The following is an 18,446-nucleotide window of genomic DNA, read 5'->3' as shown; positions in this document are numbered from 1 at the left end:
TAGAATCGTGGGTGCGATGAAGATGACCGTGGTGACCGGCGCCGCCGGCTTTATAGGACGCAATGCCGTGGCGGAACTGAACCGGCGCGGCACGACCGAACTGCTGCTGGTCGATCGCCTGCAGAGCGACGAACGCTGGAAGAACCTGGTCGGATTGCGATTCGAAGACCTGATCTCGCCGGAAGAGTTTCTGGATCGCCTGCACGGGATGGGTGATGCGGCGCTGCCGGAGATCGACACGATCATTCACCTGGGTGCCTGTTCGGCGACCACGGAGCGCGATGCCGATTACCTTTTGCGCAACAATTACGCCTATACGCGTGCTCTATGCGAGTGGGCACAGGGCAAGGGTGTGCGCTTTGTTTATGCTTCCTCCGCCGCGACGTACGGGGATGGAAGCCTGGGTTACGACGACAGCGATGCGGTGACGCCCCGGCTGCGGCCGCTGAATATGTATGGCTACTCCAAGCAGATGTTTGATCTTTGGGCGTTGAAGCACGGCTTGTTTTCTACGGCGGAGAACCCGATCGCGGGTCTGAAATACTTCAACGTCTATGGGCCATATGAAGATCACAAGGGCGATATGCGGTCGGTTGTGCACAAGAGCTTCGGCCAGATCGGCGATGGCAGCGGCAAGGTCCAACTGTTCAAGAGCCACCGCAAGGAGTACCGCGACGGCGAGCAGATGCGCGATTTCGTGTACGTGAAGGACGCGGTTGACGTGACGCTCTGGCTGGCCGAGCACCGTGAGGTCGGCGGACTGTTCAATTGCGGCACCGGCAATGCGCGCACATGGAACGACCTGGTTACTGCCGTTTATGGCGCGATGGGCCACACGCCGCAGATTGAGTACATCGACATGCCGGAGCCGTTGCAGGGGAAATACCAGTACTTCACGCAGGCAAAGATGGACAAGCTGCGCGCTGCAGGATATGGCAAGCCGTTCACCATGCTGGAAGACGGCGTGCACGATTACGTGACTACTTATCTGAAGCCTCGGGCTGCTTAGGCTGCACCGGCTTTATTCTTCATCTCTAAGGAACAGCAGGAGCAATCTGTGGCGGCAGGCATACGCATCGGGATCGACCTGGGTGGGACCAAGATCGAGGGCCGTGCCTTCGACGCGACCGGGCATGAGCTGGATCGCATCCGCGTCGGAACCCCCAAGGACGACTACCCGGGGACGATTGAGGCGATCGCGTCGACCGCTGAAGCTTTGGAAGATCGTGCTGGCGAACGTGGCACGGTTGGCGTCGGCATTCCGGGCACGGTGGTCCGGTCGACCGGTTTGGTCAAGAACGCGAACTCTATCTGGCTGAATGGGATGCCGCTGGAGCGTGACCTGGCCGCGCGCCTGGGGCGCGAGGTGCGTTGCGCCAACGATGCTAACTGCCTTGCAATCTCAGAGGCGATCGATGGCGCGGCGGCAGGGTACCCGGTTGTTTTTGGCGTGATTTTGGGGACAGGGTGTGGGGGCGGTGTCGCCATCGAGGGCCGCGTGCACAACGGGCCAAACGGCGTGGCGGGCGAGTGGGGTCACAACCCGTTGCCGCTGCAGACGCCTGAGGAGTGGCCCGGACCAGAATGCTACTGCGGCCGGCGTGGCTGCATTGAAAAGTGGATTTCCGGAAGCGGTTTGGAGCGGGATTTCCAGTCAGCAACAGGACGAGCGCTGCGTGGGCCCGAGATCGTCGCGCTGAGTGAACAAGGCGATCCAGAGGCCGAAGCCGCGCTGCAGCGGTTGGAGGACCGGGTCGCGCGGTCACTCGCGGGCGTCGTTCACGTGCTGGACCCGGATGCGTTTGTGATCGGCGGCGGACTTTCGCGGCTGCCGCGGCTGTATGCGAATGTTCCGAAGCTGCTGTCGCAGTACACGTTCGGCGGGCCGGTGGAAACGCCGATCCTGCAGGCAGTGCACGGCGATGCAAGCGGGGTCCGGGGTGCGGCCTGGCTTTGGCCCATGGTTGCAAGCGTTCCGAAACCTGCGGTGTGACCTACGATCCGTTCTGTTAGCGCTAACGCCCGGCTCTTCTGAGAAAGGCTAGAGCTTCGCGGCTTCCAGGTCGACGTTCATCCATTCGCCTTTTTCGATACCGGTGCGAATCTGCGCCGGCGTGCGGCCCTTGCGGGTCTGCTGGTAGGCGTACACATCCTCTTTCATGCAGGTGGAGCAGGCAGCGCCGTGCGTTCCCTCAAAGCAGGAGTGCAGGCTGTTGTGTCCCATGGCGCGATCGCAGCGGCAGTAGCAGGGTAGCTGGTGCAGCACGGCCGGGATCTTCTGCGCCATCTGGTAGGCGGTGACCTGGTACGGATGCGCGAAATAAGGTCCCGTCAACTGTTGCCCGGCCAGAACGGGCGGCAGGGGAGCGTGTGGCGGCGCGGCGTTGTAGGCGGGGATGTCTTCAGCGGGGTTGCCCCATTGCGCGGATGCGGCGATGGTCACGCAGGCGATGGCGGCCAGAGCGAAAAAACGCTTCATGACACGAGTTTACTGGTTGCGGCGCTGCCCTGGATTCAGCCGAACAAAAAAAGCCCGTATGGGTTATGACACCCATACGGGGGAGGCCAGTGACGCAACTTGGTGCGGCGGGATGTTTCTCAACCGTCCGCGAATCTCAATTGGGCTGACCTGTTCGTCATACTGCCCACACTCATTATGACGCAGAACTCGGCTGGAAGTTTCTCCGGTCTACAGAAAAGTGCAAAAATATTCCAAACTTCATAGAAGCTACTGGCGGGCACGGGCGAGCGGAGTGAAGCGCCGTTTAGGCTTTGGCCTCCTTTTGTTTTGCTTTCAATCGCTGCGCCCAACCGGGCTTGTTGACCTGGCGGGATCTGCCCAGGGCCAGGGCGCCGCTTGGCACGTTTTCCGTGATGCAACTGCCGGCGGCGACATAGCTGTCCGGCTCTACCGAGAGTGGCGCGACCAGCGTGCTGTCAGAACCGATGAAGCTGCGATCGCCGACGCGGGTCACGTGTTTGTTCGCGCCGTCGTAGTTGCAGGTGATCACACCGGCACCGATGTTGACGCCCGCACCGATCTCCGCGTCTCCTAAATAGCTGAGGTGATTGGCTTTCGAGCCTGCACCCAGCACCGCTTTCTTGGTCTCGACGAAGTTGCCGACGTGCGCGCCTTCGCCGATGCGGCTCTGCGGGCGCAGGTGGGCGTAGGGTCCGAGCACGGCGTTGGCGGCCACCTCTGCGCTGTCCAGAATGCAGCCGTTCCGGATCAAGACACCGTCGCCGACTGTGCTGTTTTCGAGCGTGCTGTACGAGCGGACACGGCAATGGGAGCCGATGCGGGTGTTGCCCAGCAGTTGGACATAGGGTTCCAACACGGTGTCGGGACCGACCGCCACGGTGCTGTCGATCACCACGGTGTCCGGCCGGAAGATGGTGACGCCAGCGGCCATCAGGCGGTCGGCGGTGGCGCGGCGCAGGGCCGCGTCCAGGTGCATCATTTCAGCGATGGTGTTGGCACCGAGCACCTCGTCCACCGAGTCGGCGGCAACAGCGACCACGCGTTCTCCTGCCTCGGTGAGAAGGGCGGCGACGTCCGTCAGGTAGAACTCCCCGGCGCTGTTGGTGTTGGTAAGCGCGTCCAGGCTGCGAAAAAGCGTTTCGGTGCGGAAAGCATAGATGCCGCTATTGATCTCGCGAAGCTGATCGGGATGGGCCAGCTGCTCGGGCGTGAGGGACTTCTGTTCGACGATGGCGCGAACTTCCGCCGAACTCGGCGACTTCCGAAGCACCCGGCCGTAGCCGGAGGGGTTCTCTGGCACGGCGGTCAGAATCGTCATGGCCGCAGACTCGCGGGTGTGGGTCTGCCACAGGCGGTCGATCGTTTCAGGACGGATCAATGGAACGTCGCCGGAGAGGACGATCAGGTTTTCAGGCGGTATTGCGCCTGCGGCCAGGTATGCCTGCTTGACGCACTGGAGCGCATGGCCGGTTCCAAGTTGCTGGGCTTGCAGTACAAAATGGACTCCCGTGTTTGCCATGGCTTCGCGGACCAGGTCAGCCTGATGGCCGATGACGACTTGCATCGCGGAGGCCGGCACAAGCTGCAGGGCGGCGTCGATGACGTGCTGCAGCAGGAGCTTGCCACCGACGGCGTGCAGAACTTTGGGCCGGCTGCTTTTCAGGCGGGTACCCTTACCCGCGGCCATGACGACGATTCCGAGTGCGTCCATGCACCTAGAGTAGCTGCTTGCTCCCGCTAGGCCATACCGGGTAGGAGCGTGTGAGCAGCATTCCTATCCCACATCCGAACCATTGCGCGTGTACCGGAACTGTCACACACTGGTTGGCATCTATGCAGCCTGTTGCCGACCGTGTTCCCCGCAGGGTCATCTCTGTCGCCTGCGGCATTGCGTTTGTGATGCTCGCCGTTTTGTCGGCCTTCAGGCTGCAGGCGCAGACGGCGCTTCCAGACTCACAGCCGCTGAGCGGTGTTGGGCTGGAGCTGAAGCGAAGCGATGCGCAGCAGGCAGATCTGCTGGAGCTGCTGCAGGCGCAGCGGACGCCGGGCACCGCCGAATACCGGAGATGGCTGACGCCGGAGCAGTTTGCGGATCGCTTTGCGCCGGATGCAAGCACCCGGCTAAAGGCGGAAAGCTGGCTGCAGCAGCAGGGATTGCAGGTGACCGGGACCGCGCGGAACGGCATGCGCATTCTGTTCAGCGGGAGTACGGCGCAGGTGCAGCGTGCGTTCGGTGTTGCGCTGCAGGTGAGGGTCGCCGGAGACACGTCAGAACTTTCGGTGCAACCGGGATTTAGCGCGGTGCTTCCCCAGGCGGTCACGGCGTACAGACTCCGCCTGCCAGCCGGTGGCGCGGACGCGGCCACGATGCTGGCGAACGCAATTGACGCGAACACAGAGGCGGCGGTGGTGGTGCCGTCGACCGTGGCAGATACCACGGCGGACACCTGGCACGACTTGCTGGAGGAGGCCGCCGCGCAGGGGATCACCGTCTTGCAGGTGAACGGCGGTGGGTTGGACGGTGATCGGGCGAGCGCGGCGGTGTTGGCATCCGCTGCCGGAGCGGCCCAGGCGAATGATGCGTCGACGAGCCGGCCAGACTGGCAGGCTGCGCCCGGTTTGCCGGCAAATGGTCAGCGCATGGTGCCGGACGCGCTGCTTGGCGATGCCGCCACGCTGGTGCAGGCGCTGAATGCTTTTGCGGCCCAGCATGGACGCGTCGGTGCCTTGGCGCCACAGTTGTATCGTCTTGCGACAGGCCACGGGGTATTTACCCATGCGGACGCTGCGGCGGCGGACGGTTCATGGACGGCGGCGGATGGCTTGGGAGCAGTGAACGTAACCGCGCTGCTGAAAGCGCTGGCAACCGGTACGACGGGTGTGAACGTGGCGCTGGCCGCGTCGAACACCACGGTCACGCATGGAACGAGCCTGAGCCTGGCGTACACCGTGACCGGAACCGGTGGGACTCCCTCGGGCACCGTGACCGCGACGCTGAAGGGGCGAAGCGGCGGCGTGGTGACGCTTGGACCCACAGCACTGAACGAAAGCGGCGTGGCAGCTTTTGCCACCAGCACGCTGCCCGGCGATGTGTACGACGTTTCCGGCACGTACAGCGGAGACAGCACCTTTGCAGCAGGTACCAGCAACGTCGTGACAACCACGGTATCGCCGGAGAACGTGGCCCTTAGCGCGACGGCTCCGGCCACGGCATTCGGCGGCATGATTCCGGTGACCATCACTGCGACCTCGTCCAGCGGCGTGGGTGTGCCGAGCGGGGCGGTTACGGTGACTGCGTTCGCTTCCGCGATTCCGACCACGTACACGGGGACGCTGCCAAGCAGCAGCACAAACACTGCGAGTACGGTGGTGAACGTGCCCGCCACGACACTGGGCAAGCTCACGTTGCAGGCAAGCTGTACCAGTAACGGAAGCTTCGCGTGTACACAACCGGCGAGCCTGGCGGCTGTGGTGACGACGGCGACTCCGACTGTGACCCTGACCAGTACGCCGGAGGTGACGGTCGCGAACTCGGCTACCCAGAAATATGACCTTGCCGTTTCTGTCGTGGCGCCAAGCGGAAGCACGGCGGTCGCACCGACGGGCGCGGTTGCTATCCAGAACAATGGAGTGCAGATTGCGATGGTCACGCTGAACAAGGGCGCAGGTACGTACACCGTTTCGCTGGGTGGTGCGAGCAACAGTCTGGTCGCGGCGTATGCCGGGGACACGAATTACGACGCGGCGAGCTCGGCGGCAGTGGTGGTCAGTGCGCCGCTGATTTCGACCACGACAACGCTTGCGGCGAGTCCGTCGTCACTCAACTTTGGTTCGCTGTCGTCGCTGACCGCGAGCGTAACGCCGGGAAGCTACGCCGCTGGGGCGCCGACAGGCACGATTACGTATCGTTCGAACCTGCAGGGCGTCATCGGAACCGCAACACTGGGAAACGGCTTTGTCACCTACGCCGCGGCGCTACAGGTAGGGACGCACTCGATTACCGCGACCTACAGTGGCGATGCGAACTATGCGACAAGCGTTTCCAGCGCGGGAACAGTTGCGGTGGCGCTGGGCAAGGTATCGACGACAACCGTGTTGAGTTTGACGCCGGCATTGCCGCTCGCTGGACAGAACACGATGCTGACCGCAACGGTTACACCGAACTTCCCTGCTGCTTTTCTGGCGATCGCACCGTCGGTGACCTGCACAGGCCAGGTCACGCTTTTGTCGAATGGCGCATTTGTGGCGAATGGAACGTTGAGCGGCGGGACCGTGACGGTGGCAGGAAAGCTCGTACCGGGAAGCGATTCGCTGACGGCGGTTTACGGCGGTGACACGCAATGTTACGGCAGCACCTCTGGCGCGCTGGTCGTGGCTCCGGCGCGGGTCGCGACAGCAATTACGGTGCAGCCGAGCGCCGGGTACGCGAACGCGGGGCAGACGATTCAACTGACGGCGACCCTGACCGGAGCCGATGCCGGCATTCTGGGTGTGCCTACCGGCACGGTGACGTTCTATGACACGCGCGGCGGTGTGCAGGTGACAGTCGGCACAGCAGTGCTGAGTGCAAGTGGCCCGAATACGGCGCTCGCCGCGATCAATGTTTACGGGTCGAGCGCTGGGCCACACAGCTTTTCGGCGGTGTACAGCGGGGACGGAATTTTTCTAGCGGCGACGTCGGCTACGGCTGTTGTGAACTTTGGGGATTTCAGCATTGTCTTCAATCCGGCAAGTCTGAGCATTCGCAACGGCGGCAGTGGCAGCGCTATTGCCAGCATGACGGTTTTGAACGGGTTCAGCGCACCGGTCGTGCTGACGTGCGTGCCGCCGGGAGGCAGCCAGATCCAGTGCACGTTCCAGTCGCCCACGCTGACGGCGGGCAGCTCCGCCGGTTTGACCGTAACGGCGACGGCGCAGAGCGGCAAGATCGTCCGCGCGTCGCGTACACCGCTGCTGACGGAAGCAGGCGCGACGCTAGCGGCGCTGCTGCTGATGCCGTTTGCACGGACCCGGCGTTTCGGAGCAGTGCTTCTGCTGGCGTGCTGCGTCACATTGGCCGCGAGCGGGTGTGGGCTGGGCACAGTCGATTCCACGAACAACCTGAACGGCAGTGGATCGACCACGGGCGCGGGTAGCGGCGGGACAACCACCGGTACGCCGTTGGGTACGCAGCTGCTAACCATCACGGCTGCATCCGGTGACGGCACACTGCGGCACACCTATACGTATCCCGTTACGGTGCAGTAGCGCGCTGCGTGTTAGCGGGCTGGTGACTTCCTGCCCGCGGCTTTTAGCTGTTTAGGAGTAGTTGCTTTCCTGGCGGCGGGCTGTTTCGGTTTCTCTTTCCGCGCTGGAACAGATGCCGGTTCGGGGGCAAGCGGCGGCACCTCGGCGGAGCCGTTCGCCAGATCCATAAAGCGGGCTTGCGCTTCAATGCGCGGTTCACCGGGGGGAACATGGATGTACTCACCGGAGGGCTGCAATAGCCGCGCCTTCACGTTGTCCTGCAGATAGGTTTCCAGGATTTCATTACGCAGGCGGCTGCGCAGGGGATCAGCGGTGACCGGGAACACGGCTTCGCATCGCTCGTAAAGGTTACGAGGCATCCAGTCCGCGGAGCCACAGTAAACTTCGCTGGTGTCGCCGGGACTGCCGGCGCTGACCTTGCTGCCGTTCGCGAAGAAGAAGATGCGGCTGTGCTCCAGGAAGCGGCCGACGATGGAACGCACGCGGATGCGCTCGCTCAGGCCGCGTACGCCCGGACGGAGCGAACACATGCCCCGCACGATCAGGTCGATTTCGACCCCGGCCTGCGAGGCATCGTATAGCGCGCGCACCGAGTTGCCGTCGAGCAGCGCATTCATCTTCGCGATGATGCGCGCGGGGCGGCCCTGGCGCGCGTGCTCGGCCTCACGCGCGATCAGGCCAAGCAGATCCTGCGCAAGGGTGATGGGCGAGACCAACAGCGGTCGATAGCTCTGCTGCTCCGTTTGCGCGGTGAGGTAATTGAAGACGCGCGAGACCGCAGCGGTGATGTCGGGGTTCGCGGTGAGAAAGCTGATGTCGGTGTAGAAGCGGGCGGTGACCGAGTTGTAGTTGCCGGTGCCGAGGTGCGCGTAGCGGCGAATGATGCCGTCCGGGTCACGACGAACGAGCAAGGCGAGCTTGGCGTGGGTCTTGTGACCGATCAGGCCGTGGTAGACCTGCACGCCCGCGTCCTCCAGGCTTCGCGCCCAGCGAATGTTGGAGTCCTCGTCGAATCGGGCCATCAGCTCGACAACCACGGTCACGTCGGTGGTGAGGGCCGCTTCCAGCAGCGCCCGAAACAGCGGCGAGTTCGACGAGGTGCGGTACAGTGTCTGCTTGATGCTGACGACCAGTGGATCGTGGGCGCCTGCTTCCATGAATTTTTCGACCGTGTTGTAGCTGTCAAAAGGGTGATGCAGCAGCAGGTCGCGATTGCGCAATGTATCGAAGATGTTGACCGGGTTGCCGGAGCCGTCGCGGTCGAGTGGTTCTTCGCGGCCCTGGAATTTCGAAAATTTCAGGTCGGGCCGGTTTGCCGCGGAGTACAAATCGGCGATGCGGGTCAGGTTGACCTGGCCATCGGTGCGGAAGATCTGCCAGCGGTCCAGGTCGAAGTTGATGCGAAGCTGATCCAGCATCGATTCGTCCGCACCGGACTCGATTTCCAGGCGAACAACGTCTCCCTTGCGGCGATTGTGCAACTCTTCGCGCACGCTTTCCAGCAACGATCGCGACTCTTCATCCTGCAGGTAAAGATTGCTGTTGCGCGTGACACGGAAGGGGGAACAGCTGAGGATCTGATAGCCCGGAAAGAGCCGTGGGGCGTGGGCCTCAATCACTTCGTGCAGCGGAACAAAGCGAAAGGTGGACGGCGGCGCGGGCAGCGGCACCATGCGGCTCAGCGAGCGTGGAACGGTAAGCACGCCCAGGCTGTTGGTCTTGCCGCGCTTGCGCCGCAGCAGAAGCGCGAGGCAGAGTGCCTTGTTCAGGACGCGCGGAAAGGGGTGCGACGGGTCGATGGTGACGGGCGTGAGCAGTGGGTCGACTTCGTTGCGGTAGTATTCTTCTGCGGCGTTCCGTGAGGAAGCATTGAGCTCGGCCCAGCGCAGAACTTCGATCTTCTGCGCGGCCAAAGCGGGCATCAGGTCGCGTGTCCAGCAGTCGTATTGCGCGTGGACAAACTGGTGCATCTGGTCGGCAAGCGTGTTGAGGCGCTCCTGCTCGGTCAGGCCGTCGTCGTCCTGGCTTGCCGGCGTGGTAAAGCCGTCTTCAATGCGCTGAAGAATGGACGCAACCCGCACTTCGACGAACTCGTCGAGGTTGGATGCGGTGATGGAGAGAAAGCGGACGCGCTCCAGCAGCGGATTGGTCGCATCGGCGGCTTCTTCCAGAACGCGAGCATTAAAGCGCAGCCAGCTCTCATCGCGGTTGAAGAAGTGGTGTTCCGGCCGGGGCGTGTCGGACGCTTCGGGCTGGGTCTTGCGTCGTGCCATGCAGGTTTAGGGTAGCGTACCCGTGTGAACGAGCGATGCGCCCTTGGCCGTGGGGCGCATCGCTCGTTGTTGATTTTGATTGGGTTGGCGCGAACTGACCGTCGAAAGGCAGCCCGGGCTGATTAAATTAGACCGGGCGAAGTTCGGACTGCTTCTCGCCCATCTTGATGCGGAACCCGCTGAAACCATAGTAGATAACGAACAGGTAGCAGAGGCACGGAAGTATGAGTGCGAGATGGATTCCGTAGGTGTCGGCCAGCTTGCCCATCATGACCGGGATCAGCGCGCCACCGACGATACCCTGCACCAGTAGACCGGATGCGCGGCCTGTCAGCGGACCCATCTCTGCGACGCCCAGCGTAAAGATCGTGGGGAACATGATGGAGTTGAACAAGCCGACGGCCAGGATGAACCACATGGCCGTGTGGCCCGTGGTGAGGACCGCCGCGAGGACCACGAGGAAGCCGCCAACGCCGGAAGCGGCAAGCAGCCTGCTGGAAGAAACCTTTTGCATGACATAGGAGCCTGCAAAGCGCCCGACCATCATGCCTGCCCAGTAGAACGTGACCATCTTTGTAGCGGTCTGCAGGGTCATGTTGCCGATTGCCGGGCTTGCAATGAATTTGGCCAAGAAGCTCCCTACCGAAACCTCTGCACCCACGTAGATGAAGATCGCGATGGCTCCGAGCCAGACGTGCGGGTGTTTCCAGATGCTGTCACCGGTCGAGCCCGCCTCGGCTGGCCGGAAGTCGCGTGTGACTTCCAGGCGCGGGAAGCGAAAGAGGGCGATGGCGATGCCGAGAATGATCAGCGTTGCCGCGATGCCGACGTAGGGGAGCTTGACGGTTCCTGCCTGGCGGATGTGATAGGCAGTGAGTGCTGCAGGGTCTTTCGGTGCAGTCTCGACCACGGCACGGCCCAGGATCAACATGCTGCCGAAGTATGGCGCGACGGTGTCCCCCAGTGTATTGAATGCCTGCGTCAGATTGAGGCGGCTGGATGCGGTTTCCGGCGGTCCCAGGATGGTGACGTACGGATTGGCGGACACCTGGAGGATCGTGATGCCTGCGGCGATGACGACCTGAACGGCTAGAAAGAGCGGGTATTTCGCGGTAGTCGCGGCGGGCACGACCAGCAGAGCGCCCAACGCCATGACTGCAAGCCCGACGACCATGGTGCGTTGATAGCCGATGCGCTCGATGAGCCAGCCCGCAGGCATGGCGAAGACGAAGTACGAGCTGAAGAACGCGAGTTGTACGTAGGAGGCCTGAACGTACGAAAGCTGAAAAATCGATTGCAGGTGCGGAATGAGCGCGTCATTCAGCACCGTGCAGAAGCCCCACATGAAGAACAGCGTCGTGACAATTGCGAGCGCACCGCGATAGGTTTGTGAAGGCGCCGCGGCGTAGTTCGCGGGAGCCGTGCTGATACCTGCCATATTTCTTTTTATCCGTTACGCCTTGCGGCGGTCCTCTCGCGATCTCCGGAAGCTGAACTTCGATGGATGAACGGACTATACAGGAGCGGATTCGCGACATGGAAGCGGTTTAGCCGGGCGGATGGTGCACAGCCGAATGTGCAGTGGGCGAACGCAACGTCCAACTGCGGATGGGGTTTGCACATCTACATTGGGGCAACACCCTGCACCCGATGCGAGGAGATAGTATGAACAAGTTTGCTGCATGCATGCTGGCTGTAACCCTGACCGCAGCGCCACTGCTGGCCCAGACGGCCACCCAGGATACGAAGAATGCCGGTCACGAAACCGCGGCGGCGACGAAGGACGCCGGTCACGCCGTGTCGACGGGCACCAAGAAGACATATCACAAGAGCAAGCGCGGAACGAAGACCGCCGCGCGAAAAACCAAGAACGGCACCGAAAGCGTTGCGGACAAGGCGGGCCACGACACCAAGGTGGTGGCGAAGGATACGGCGCACGGAACGGAAAAAGCAGCTGACGTGACTGCCCGCGATACGAAGAAGATAGGCAAGAAGATCATCGGAGACAAGTCGCCGACGACGACGCCTCACGACCCGTCAAAGTAATTCCTGCGCCCCGGCTTTGATTGGACTTATAGAGCCGGTCCTGGCTGGCTCGCCGGATTCAGAAGAGTTCCATACAGGAAAGAAGCCGCCTTGCAGCGGCTTTTTCCCGTTTACGGAGATGCAGCGGCTTTTTCCCGTTTACGGAGATACTGAAGCGCCAGAAACGTGTTGACCGGGGAAGCCTGAGCTGTCTGCGACATCGTGGATCACCCAGGGCAGAATGCGCGCAGATGTGGCGACCAGCGCGACCCAGAACATGTCTGCGCTGAGCAGGTGCAACACCTGGAGACTGATTGGTGCCAGAAACACGACGTCAAGGATGCCGATCGCGATCTGCGCGGCGATGTTCCAGGCGAGAAAGCGGGCGCCACGCGCATGACCGATGCGCTGCAACTGCCGCACCATAAGCAGGGCTGCCACGGTCGCGAGCGCCGCGGCCGCGGGATGCATCCAGCGCATGCGGATGAGCAGGGGCGAATGCTGCGCGAAGTCTGCCGCGAGCGCGGTCCGCAGGTCGGGTGAGGGGAAGACGGTGTCGGCCAGAGCAGCCAGGGAACCGGTGGCCCCGGTCAGCACAACGGCAGCAAGCGCGGTCCATGTGGCACGCCGCAGAGCCGGTGTGGGCGTTCCATCGTCGAACACCGGGCCGAGCCAGACCGCTACGAGCGTCGTTGCGGCCAGAAGGAGCAGCGTGTTCGTGAAGTGCACCGATTGCATCACCACCCGGAGCGTGGAGGTGTTGTTTTCAACCAGGCCGAACTTAACCAGAACGGCACCCAGGAGAGCTTCCCCGATCAGAAACAGTCCCATGAAGACCGAAGCCCGGCGCGCTCTATGCTGTGGCGGTGTTACCAGAAAGGTGGCGATGACCGAAAGCAAGACGCAAACAGAAGAGAAGCCTGTGAGCGAACGATGTGTGAACTCAATGACAGTTGCGACGCGTGGGTGATGCGGAAAGACTTCGCCGTTGCAGAGGGGCCAGTGGTTTCCGCAACCGCCACCGGAGGACGTGGCCCGGACGACCGCTCCTTCCAGAACGACCACGATCAGGACGGCGAGTGTGAACCATGCCCAACGACGCACGGCGGTGCGGCTAAGCCATGCGCGTGCCGGAAGGGGAAGCGTTTGTGTTGCCATCGTCAGCCTGCGGCGAGCTCGCGTGCGCGTTGGGTTGCACGCTTCACGGCTTTGATCAGCGTGACGCGGAGGCCGCCCTTTTCCAGTTCCAGGATGCCATCCACGGTGCAGCCGGCGGGGGTGGTGACCGCGTCCTTGAGCAGGGCGGGGTGGTAGCCGGTTTCAAGCACCATCCGGGCGGAGCCGTAGGTGGTCTGCGCGGCGAGTTGGGTGGCGATGTCGCGCGGCAGGCCGACGTTTACGCCAGCCTCGGCAAGCGCCTCGATGATGATGTAGAGGAAGGCGGGGCCGGAGCCGGAAAGGCCGGTGACGGCGTCCATGTGCTTCTCATCGACGACGACGGTGCGGCCTACGGTGCTGAAGATGCGTTGCGCGATGTTGAGCTGTTCCGGCGTGACGAAGCGTCCGCTGCACAGCGCGGTGATGCCGGCGGCGAGCATGGCCGGCGTGTTCGGCATGGCGCGAATGACGCCGAGATCCATGCCGGCTGCCTGCTCGATGGCTGAAGTCTTCACAGACGCAGCAAAGGAGAGCAGTAGCTTGTTCGGCGTAAGTGCGGGACGGATCTGTTCGATGAGCGCCGGCACCTGGACCGGCTTGACGCCGAGCAGGATAACGTCGGCGGCGCGTGCGGCTTCGAGGTTGTCGGTGGTGACCTCGACCGAGTATTGCGTGGAGAGTGCGTGCGCGCGATCTTCGTGCGCAACGGTGGCGCGGATCTGCTCGGGGTGCAGCAGGTTATTTTTCAGGAAGGCCTGTAGAAGGATGCCGCCCATCTTGCCCGTGCCGAGGACGGCGACGGTGATGCCGGGCAGGGTTGCGGGGGCGGTGGGGAGATCGTAGGTGAGGATGTCTTCTTGCATAGCTAACTATGAACTGATTGGAAGCGAGCGAACAGGGCATGGTAGTCGAGCCGCATTTCCGTGCCCGGGACCTGAAGGACGTCTTCAGCTTCATGTAAACCAGCATCGTCGAAAACGTAAGCGATGTCCCGGTGTGGATCGAGTAACCAGATATGCTTAACACCCATTCGCCAGTAATCTTCGAGAACAATCTTTGCTCTTGAGAGGCGGTCTTCTCTCGAGAGAATTTCGATGCAGAGGAATGGCGGAGTCTCTATGACGCGCTCGAATGGAGCGTCTGAACGAAGCAGGGCCACATCGCAAATACGCACACGGCTGCCGTCCACACGGATGCGTTGTTCGATCACGCCTTCGAGATCCCACTCGTCTTCACGCGGGCTGAACGCCTTTGCAATCAACCATTGCAGGCGCGCATGTTCGTGTTCCCCCACATTTCTCTCCTCCAGATGGCCGTCGACGAAGTCCATATCTGGGCTGTAACTCGTCTGCAAGTACTCTTGCATCAACGTGAGTACGGTTTGAGTGGCCATTCTGGACTCCTTATATGAGGATACGCTGCCGTTCGCGCTATCGCGCGGCGGCGAGGTTGTTGAAGCTGCTTTCCGGGTACCAGGTGGGGCGCGGGATTTCGTTGGCGACGCGGGTGGTGAGCTGCGCGAGAATGAGGGTGAACTGTGCGGCTGCAACTTTGTCGACGGGCTGATTCAGGTCGTCGGATGGCTTGTGATAGCGCGTTTTCACCCAATCGTTGAAAGTTTTCTCTTCGGGGGAGTCGGGCGTCCAGCCGAACTTGAAGGCCAGCGCGGGGATGCCCTGTTTGACGAAGTTGACCTGGTCGGAGCGGACGAAGCGGTTCTCATCGGGCTGCTTATCGAACTGGACCTCGACGTCGTTGAACTGGCAGATGGCGCGGGCGTCGTTGCCGAGGGTGGATTCGCCGAGGCCCTGGACTTCAAGAAAGCGCAAGGGGAAGAGCGGCAGGTACATGTCCATGTTGAGGTCGGCGACGATCTGCGCCTCTGGCACGGTTGGACGCTTTGCAAAGTATTCAGAGCCGAGCTCACCCAGCTCTTCGCCCGTGAGCGCGATGAAAAGCACGGACCGCTTCGGATGCGATTGGCTGGCGAGCAGCTTCGCGCACTCAATCAGCGAGGCGATGCCGCTGGCGTTGTCCATGGCACCGTTGTACAGGTTGTCGCCGTTGATCTCGCGGCCGATACCGAGATGGTCGAGGTGTGCACTGACGACGACATATTCATTCTTCAGCTTCGAGTCAGAGCCGGGCAGCAAGCCGATGACGTTGGAGGCGCTGACCGGCGCGGAGCGTTCTATGTCGGTGTGCGCGGTAAACGTGCCGGGAATGGGAAAGAATGGCAGGGGCTTGCCTGCCTTTGCCAGTGCGAGCAGGTCAGCGTAGGTGTGACCGGTGCCGGCAAACATTTTTTCGCCTGCATCAGCGTTGGTCAGGCTACCGCTGAACTGAAGACCGGGAAGCGACGAGACCCGCGAATCGGCAAAGGTGACGCGAGGTCCGCCAGCGCTTTGCGGTTGCGCCTTGGCGATCTGCTCGGGCGTCATCGTTTCCTGGCCGGGGATGTAGCGCGGTAACGCGAGCGCGAGCATGCCGATCGCACCCGTACCTCGCAGAGCCTTCCAGCGCTGGTCGGTGCCGCGGGCGTACGCGCGTTGTGGACCTTGCAGCCGCTCAGGCGGGGCGTTGAAGAAGACGGCGATCTTGCCGCTAAGATCGACGCCGGCGTAGTCATCGATGTGCTTGCGCGGGATGCGCAGACCATAGCCGATGAAAACCAGGGGCGCGGTAACGTCGGTCCTGGAGTCCGGAGCAATGGCGAGCTGCTTGCCCACCACAAATTGCACCTGACCCGTGGAACGATGGATGTGCGCGGAAGACTTCTCGGTATTGAGCTGGTAGGGCGTGAGACTGACGGGTTGCTGATAGCCGTTCAGGCCGGCGGGCTTCAGGCCTGCCTGCCGAAACTGGTCCTCAACATATGCCACAGCCTTGTCATAGCCCGGTGTTCCGGCGCGCCGGCCCTCCAGCCTATCGTCGGCAAGATACTGCACGTGCGACCACCAGGCGGCTGCGGGTGCCGACCAGTCGGTGCGGTCGGGCACAAGCGGCAGTTCGGCAAAGGCGGACAAAGGGAGTGTCAGCGTGGCAGCAAGAATGCCGGTGAGCAGACGCGGCAGTAACGGCTTCATGGGCAAACACCTGTGGCAGGGAATTGTGCTCATGCTACCAAGGGCACCAGTTCGCGGGGTCGTTTATCGCAGCACAGCGATGCCGTACTGCGGGAGGGTGATGCTAGATGCGGTGCTGCCGGTCAGAACATCGGTCATGGCGTGCGGAAGGGCAATGGTCTGCGCTGCGGCATCGTAGTTGGTCAGGATATAGACAGACTTCCCGCCGCCGGAGCGGACCGCAAGATCGACGCCTTGTGGCAGGTCCGGCATGACCAGCGTCACGCCGGAGGTAGACAACATCCACCTCGCCGCGGAGTTCATGGCTAGGGGTTCCAGGGCGGCGCCGATGTACGTGATGCGACCGGCGCCAACGCGGTGTGTCACCGCTGCGGGCTGATCGTCGAGCCAGCCGTTGCTCTTGCCGTAGCGCATCAGAACCTCAGTATCCTTTGCCGTTACGCCGAGCTGTTCAGCCCATTTGGGCGATTTGGATGAGCCCCACTGGCCTTCGACCGGGACTGCGTCTTCGAGCGCATACCACTGTTCCACGCGTGCGCCGAGGAGCTCGGTAATTGGGCCGGGCTGACGCTGCGTGTAGAGGCTATTGTCGGCATCTTTCATGCCGCTGCGCTGCGTGAGCACAAGATGGCCGCCGCCGCGGACGTACCCTACAAGATTTGCGACCGCGGCAGGTGTCAGCAGGTTCAGTGCGGGAGCGACGACAAGTTTGTAGGGCGCGAGTGGAGCGGTGTCTGCGATCATGTCCACCGAGTGAGTCTGGTTGCGGAGCGCGGCGTACCAGGGGACGATGGCATCGCTGACCGGGTCGAAGCTCTTGTTGTGGCGCTGCCAGTCGATCGCCCAGCGGCTTGGGTAGTCCTGCAGGATGGCGATGTCGGAGTGGACGGTGGTTCCGGTGAGGGTGGGTGCGGCCTTTTCGAAGTCGGCGCCGAGTTGCTGCACCTCGGCGTAGAGCGGGACGGGTGTGCCATCGGCTCCGACGAGGACACCGTGGTACTGCTCCTGGCCGTTCAGGGCGCTGCGCCACTGCCAGTACTCGACGGCTTCGGCGCCGTGGCCGATGGCGTGCCAAGCCATCGCGCGCACCTCGCCCTTGTCGAGTGCGGTGTTGTTGGGCGACCAGTTGACGAAGCCGGGCTGCGTCTCCATGACCCAGAAGTTTTTGCGCAGAAAACCGCGGGTCAGGTCGTGCGCGGCGCCGTTGCGGGCAAGGTCGAGATGGCCGCGGCCGACGTAGTCGTCCCAGCTTGCGAAGTCGAGATCCTGCGCGACGGTGTAGTGATCGTAGGCGTCGAACCAGCCCATCATGTTGGTGGTGATCTTCTGGCGGGGTTCGGCGTACTTGTGAATCGCGTCCAGGTGCACCCGCTGGTAGCTGCGCCAGGTGTCAGAGACGAACTCCTTCCAGTTCAGCAGCAGGCCAGGATTGCCGTAGGTCTCTTCAATCGGAATCTGGTCCCAGCTCTGGTAGGTTTCGCTCCAGTAGGCGGTGGTCCAGCGGCGGTTCAGATTGTCGAGTGTTTTGTACTTCGCCTGGAGCCACTGCTGGAACTGTGCGCGGGTGCTATCGCCGTAACTTTCGGTGGCGTACTCATTGTCAACCTGCCAGCCGATCACGTCGGGATCGTGGCCGAACCGCTGCGCCATCCTCTCTGTCACGCGTACGACGAACTCGCGATATTTGGGGCTGGACCAGTCAAACTGCTGTCGATTGCCGTGCTCGTCCTTGCGGCCGTCTTCTTTGGTGCGAAGTGTTTCAGGGTACTTCTGTGTCAACCACGCGGGCGGTGCCGCGCCAGGCGTGCCGAGAACGACGACGATGTGGTGCTTCTCCGCTGCGCGTATCGCATGTTGGAGCCAGTCGAGTTGAAAATTGCCCTCGCTCGGCTCCATCGTGCTCCAGGCGAACTCACCAATGCGCACCAGGTGAATGTGCGCCTGCTCCATGAGCACCAGGTCGGCTTCCCAGCGCGACTCCGGCCATTGCTCGGGATACCAAGCCGCACCGACGAGAAGGGAGGGAGTGCGCGGCTCAGGCGGGAGCGGCTGCTGGGCCGCTGCGAAGTTCAACACAAGCAAGGGCACGAAGCATAGAAGTGAAGCGGACAAGCGTGCGAGTACGTTCACCGGCCGGCACCTGTGTTTGAGATGTTCCATGGTAGCAGCGCCTGA

13 protein-coding genes are annotated in these 18,446 nt (G+C 62.4%); 4 read left to right on the top strand and 9 right to left on the bottom strand.

Annotated elements, in window-relative coordinates:
* The first annotated feature begins 16 nt into the window (after window positions 1–16).
* The gene (gene rfaD / locus ACOFKT_RS08500) at window positions 17–1,009 is read left to right on the top strand and encodes an ADP-glyceromanno-heptose 6-epimerase (RefSeq protein WP_419806966.1); all 993 of its coding nucleotides are present in this window, start codon (window positions 17–19) and stop codon (window positions 1,007–1,009) included.
* Between the two features lie 48 nt (window positions 1,010–1,057).
* A complete protein-coding gene (locus ACOFKT_RS08495; RefSeq protein ID WP_419806965.1) occupies window positions 1,058–1,993 on the top strand; it encodes an ROK family protein in 936 nt (311 codons plus the stop codon).
* 48 nt (window positions 1,994–2,041) lie between these two features.
* On the opposite strand, the gene ACOFKT_RS08490 is transcribed toward ACOFKT_RS08495, so the two are convergent.
* Both ACOFKT_RS08490 and glmU read right to left on the bottom strand, forming a co-directional pair.
* The gene (locus ACOFKT_RS08490; protein ID WP_419806964.1) at window positions 2,042–2,479 is read right to left on the bottom strand and encodes a CYCXC family (seleno)protein; all 438 of its coding nucleotides are present in this window, start codon (window positions 2,477–2,479) and stop codon (window positions 2,042–2,044) included.
* 286 nt (window positions 2,480–2,765) lie between these two features.
* On the bottom strand, window positions 2,766–4,193 hold the full coding sequence (gene glmU / locus ACOFKT_RS08485; protein WP_419806963.1) for a bifunctional UDP-N-acetylglucosamine diphosphorylase/glucosamine-1-phosphate N-acetyltransferase GlmU: 1,428 nt from the start codon (window positions 4,191–4,193) through the stop codon (window positions 2,766–2,768).
* 122 nt (window positions 4,194–4,315) lie between these two features.
* Between glmU and ACOFKT_RS08480 the strand changes: the two genes are divergently transcribed.
* A complete protein-coding gene (locus ACOFKT_RS08480; RefSeq protein ID WP_419806962.1) occupies window positions 4,316–7,729 on the top strand; it encodes an Ig-like domain repeat protein in 3,414 nt (1,137 codons plus the stop codon).
* 11 nt (window positions 7,730–7,740) lie between these two features.
* Here the strand turns inward: ACOFKT_RS08480 and ppk1 are convergent, their stop codons facing one another.
* Both ppk1 and ACOFKT_RS08470 read right to left on the bottom strand, forming a co-directional pair.
* A complete protein-coding gene (ppk1, locus tag ACOFKT_RS08475) occupies window positions 7,741–10,002 on the bottom strand; it encodes a polyphosphate kinase 1 (protein WP_419806961.1) in 2,262 nt (753 codons plus the stop codon).
* A gap of 127 nt (window positions 10,003–10,129) precedes the next feature.
* Window positions 10,130–11,440, bottom strand: coding sequence for a sugar MFS transporter (locus ACOFKT_RS08470; protein ID WP_419806960.1), 1,311 nt, complete (start codon window positions 11,438–11,440; stop codon window positions 10,130–10,132).
* A 227-nt stretch (window positions 11,441–11,667) separates the two neighbouring features.
* On the opposite strand from ACOFKT_RS08470, the gene ACOFKT_RS08465 reads away from it, so the two are divergent.
* Entirely contained in the window at window positions 11,668–12,048 is a 381-nt protein-coding gene (locus ACOFKT_RS08465; protein ID WP_419806959.1) for a hypothetical protein, read from the top strand.
* Between the two features lie 138 nt (window positions 12,049–12,186).
* Here the strand turns inward: ACOFKT_RS08465 and ACOFKT_RS08460 are convergent, their stop codons facing one another.
* From ACOFKT_RS08460 to ACOFKT_RS08440, 5 genes are all read right to left on the bottom strand, one after another.
* Window positions 12,187–13,185, bottom strand: coding sequence for a COX15/CtaA family protein (locus ACOFKT_RS08460; protein ID WP_419806958.1), 999 nt, complete (start codon window positions 13,183–13,185; stop codon window positions 12,187–12,189).
* 2 nt (window positions 13,186–13,187) lie between these two features.
* Window positions 13,188–14,048 carry a pyrroline-5-carboxylate reductase gene (gene proC, locus ACOFKT_RS08455; protein ID WP_419806957.1) on the bottom strand — a complete coding sequence of 287 codons (861 nt, stop codon included), beginning with the start codon at window positions 14,046–14,048 and terminating at the stop codon, window positions 13,188–13,190.
* Between the two features lie 2 nt (window positions 14,049–14,050).
* Window positions 14,051–14,578 carry a Uma2 family endonuclease gene (locus tag ACOFKT_RS08450; RefSeq protein ID WP_419806956.1) on the bottom strand — a complete coding sequence of 176 codons (528 nt, stop codon included), beginning with the start codon at window positions 14,576–14,578 and terminating at the stop codon, window positions 14,051–14,053.
* Between the two features lie 37 nt (window positions 14,579–14,615).
* On the bottom strand, window positions 14,616–16,271 hold the full coding sequence (locus ACOFKT_RS08445; RefSeq protein WP_419806955.1) for a M28 family peptidase: 1,656 nt from the start codon (window positions 16,269–16,271) through the stop codon (window positions 14,616–14,618).
* 63 nt (window positions 16,272–16,334) lie between these two features.
* Window positions 16,335–18,347 (bottom strand): beta-galactosidase, encoded by a 2,013-nt coding sequence (locus tag ACOFKT_RS08440; RefSeq protein ID WP_419807140.1) that lies wholly within the window; start codon window positions 18,345–18,347, stop codon window positions 16,335–16,337.
* Window positions 18,348–18,446: the final 99 nt, after the last annotated feature.

Origin of the sequence: Terriglobus sp. (genome assembly GCF_965201105.1) — a bacterium.
Classification (GTDB): domain Bacteria; phylum Acidobacteriota; class Terriglobia; order Terriglobales; family Acidobacteriaceae; genus Terriglobus.
The sequence above is the reverse complement of the archived record's forward strand: the minus strand, read 5'-3'. Positions and strand labels throughout refer to the sequence as shown.

Coding starts and splice junctions, on each gene's coding strand:
- rfaD (WP_419806966.1), top strand. CDS start 17: ATGAAGATGACCGTGGTGACCGGCGCCGCCGGCTTTATAGGACGCAAT.
- ACOFKT_RS08490 (WP_419806964.1), bottom strand. CDS start 2,479: ATGAAGCGTTTTTTCGCTCTGGCCGCCATCGCCTGCGTGACCATCGCC.
- glmU (WP_419806963.1), bottom strand. CDS start 4,193: ATGGACGCACTCGGAATCGTCGTCATGGCCGCGGGTAAGGGTACCCGC.
- ACOFKT_RS08480 (WP_419806962.1), top strand. CDS start 4,316: ATGCAGCCTGTTGCCGACCGTGTTCCCCGCAGGGTCATCTCTGTCGCC.
- ppk1 (WP_419806961.1), bottom strand. CDS start 10,002: ATGGCACGACGCAAGACCCAGCCCGAAGCGTCCGACACGCCCCGGCCG.
- ACOFKT_RS08470 (WP_419806960.1), bottom strand. CDS start 11,440: ATGGCAGGTATCAGCACGGCTCCCGCGAACTACGCCGCGGCGCCTTCA.
- ACOFKT_RS08465 (WP_419806959.1), top strand. CDS start 11,668: ATGAACAAGTTTGCTGCATGCATGCTGGCTGTAACCCTGACCGCAGCG.
- ACOFKT_RS08460 (WP_419806958.1), bottom strand. CDS start 13,185: ATGGCAACACAAACGCTTCCCCTTCCGGCACGCGCATGGCTTAGCCGC.
- proC (WP_419806957.1), bottom strand. CDS start 14,048: ATGCAAGAAGACATCCTCACCTACGATCTCCCCACCGCCCCCGCAACC.
- ACOFKT_RS08450 (WP_419806956.1), bottom strand. CDS start 14,578: ATGGCCACTCAAACCGTACTCACGTTGATGCAAGAGTACTTGCAGACG.
- ACOFKT_RS08445 (WP_419806955.1), bottom strand. CDS start 16,271: ATGAAGCCGTTACTGCCGCGTCTGCTCACCGGCATTCTTGCTGCCACG.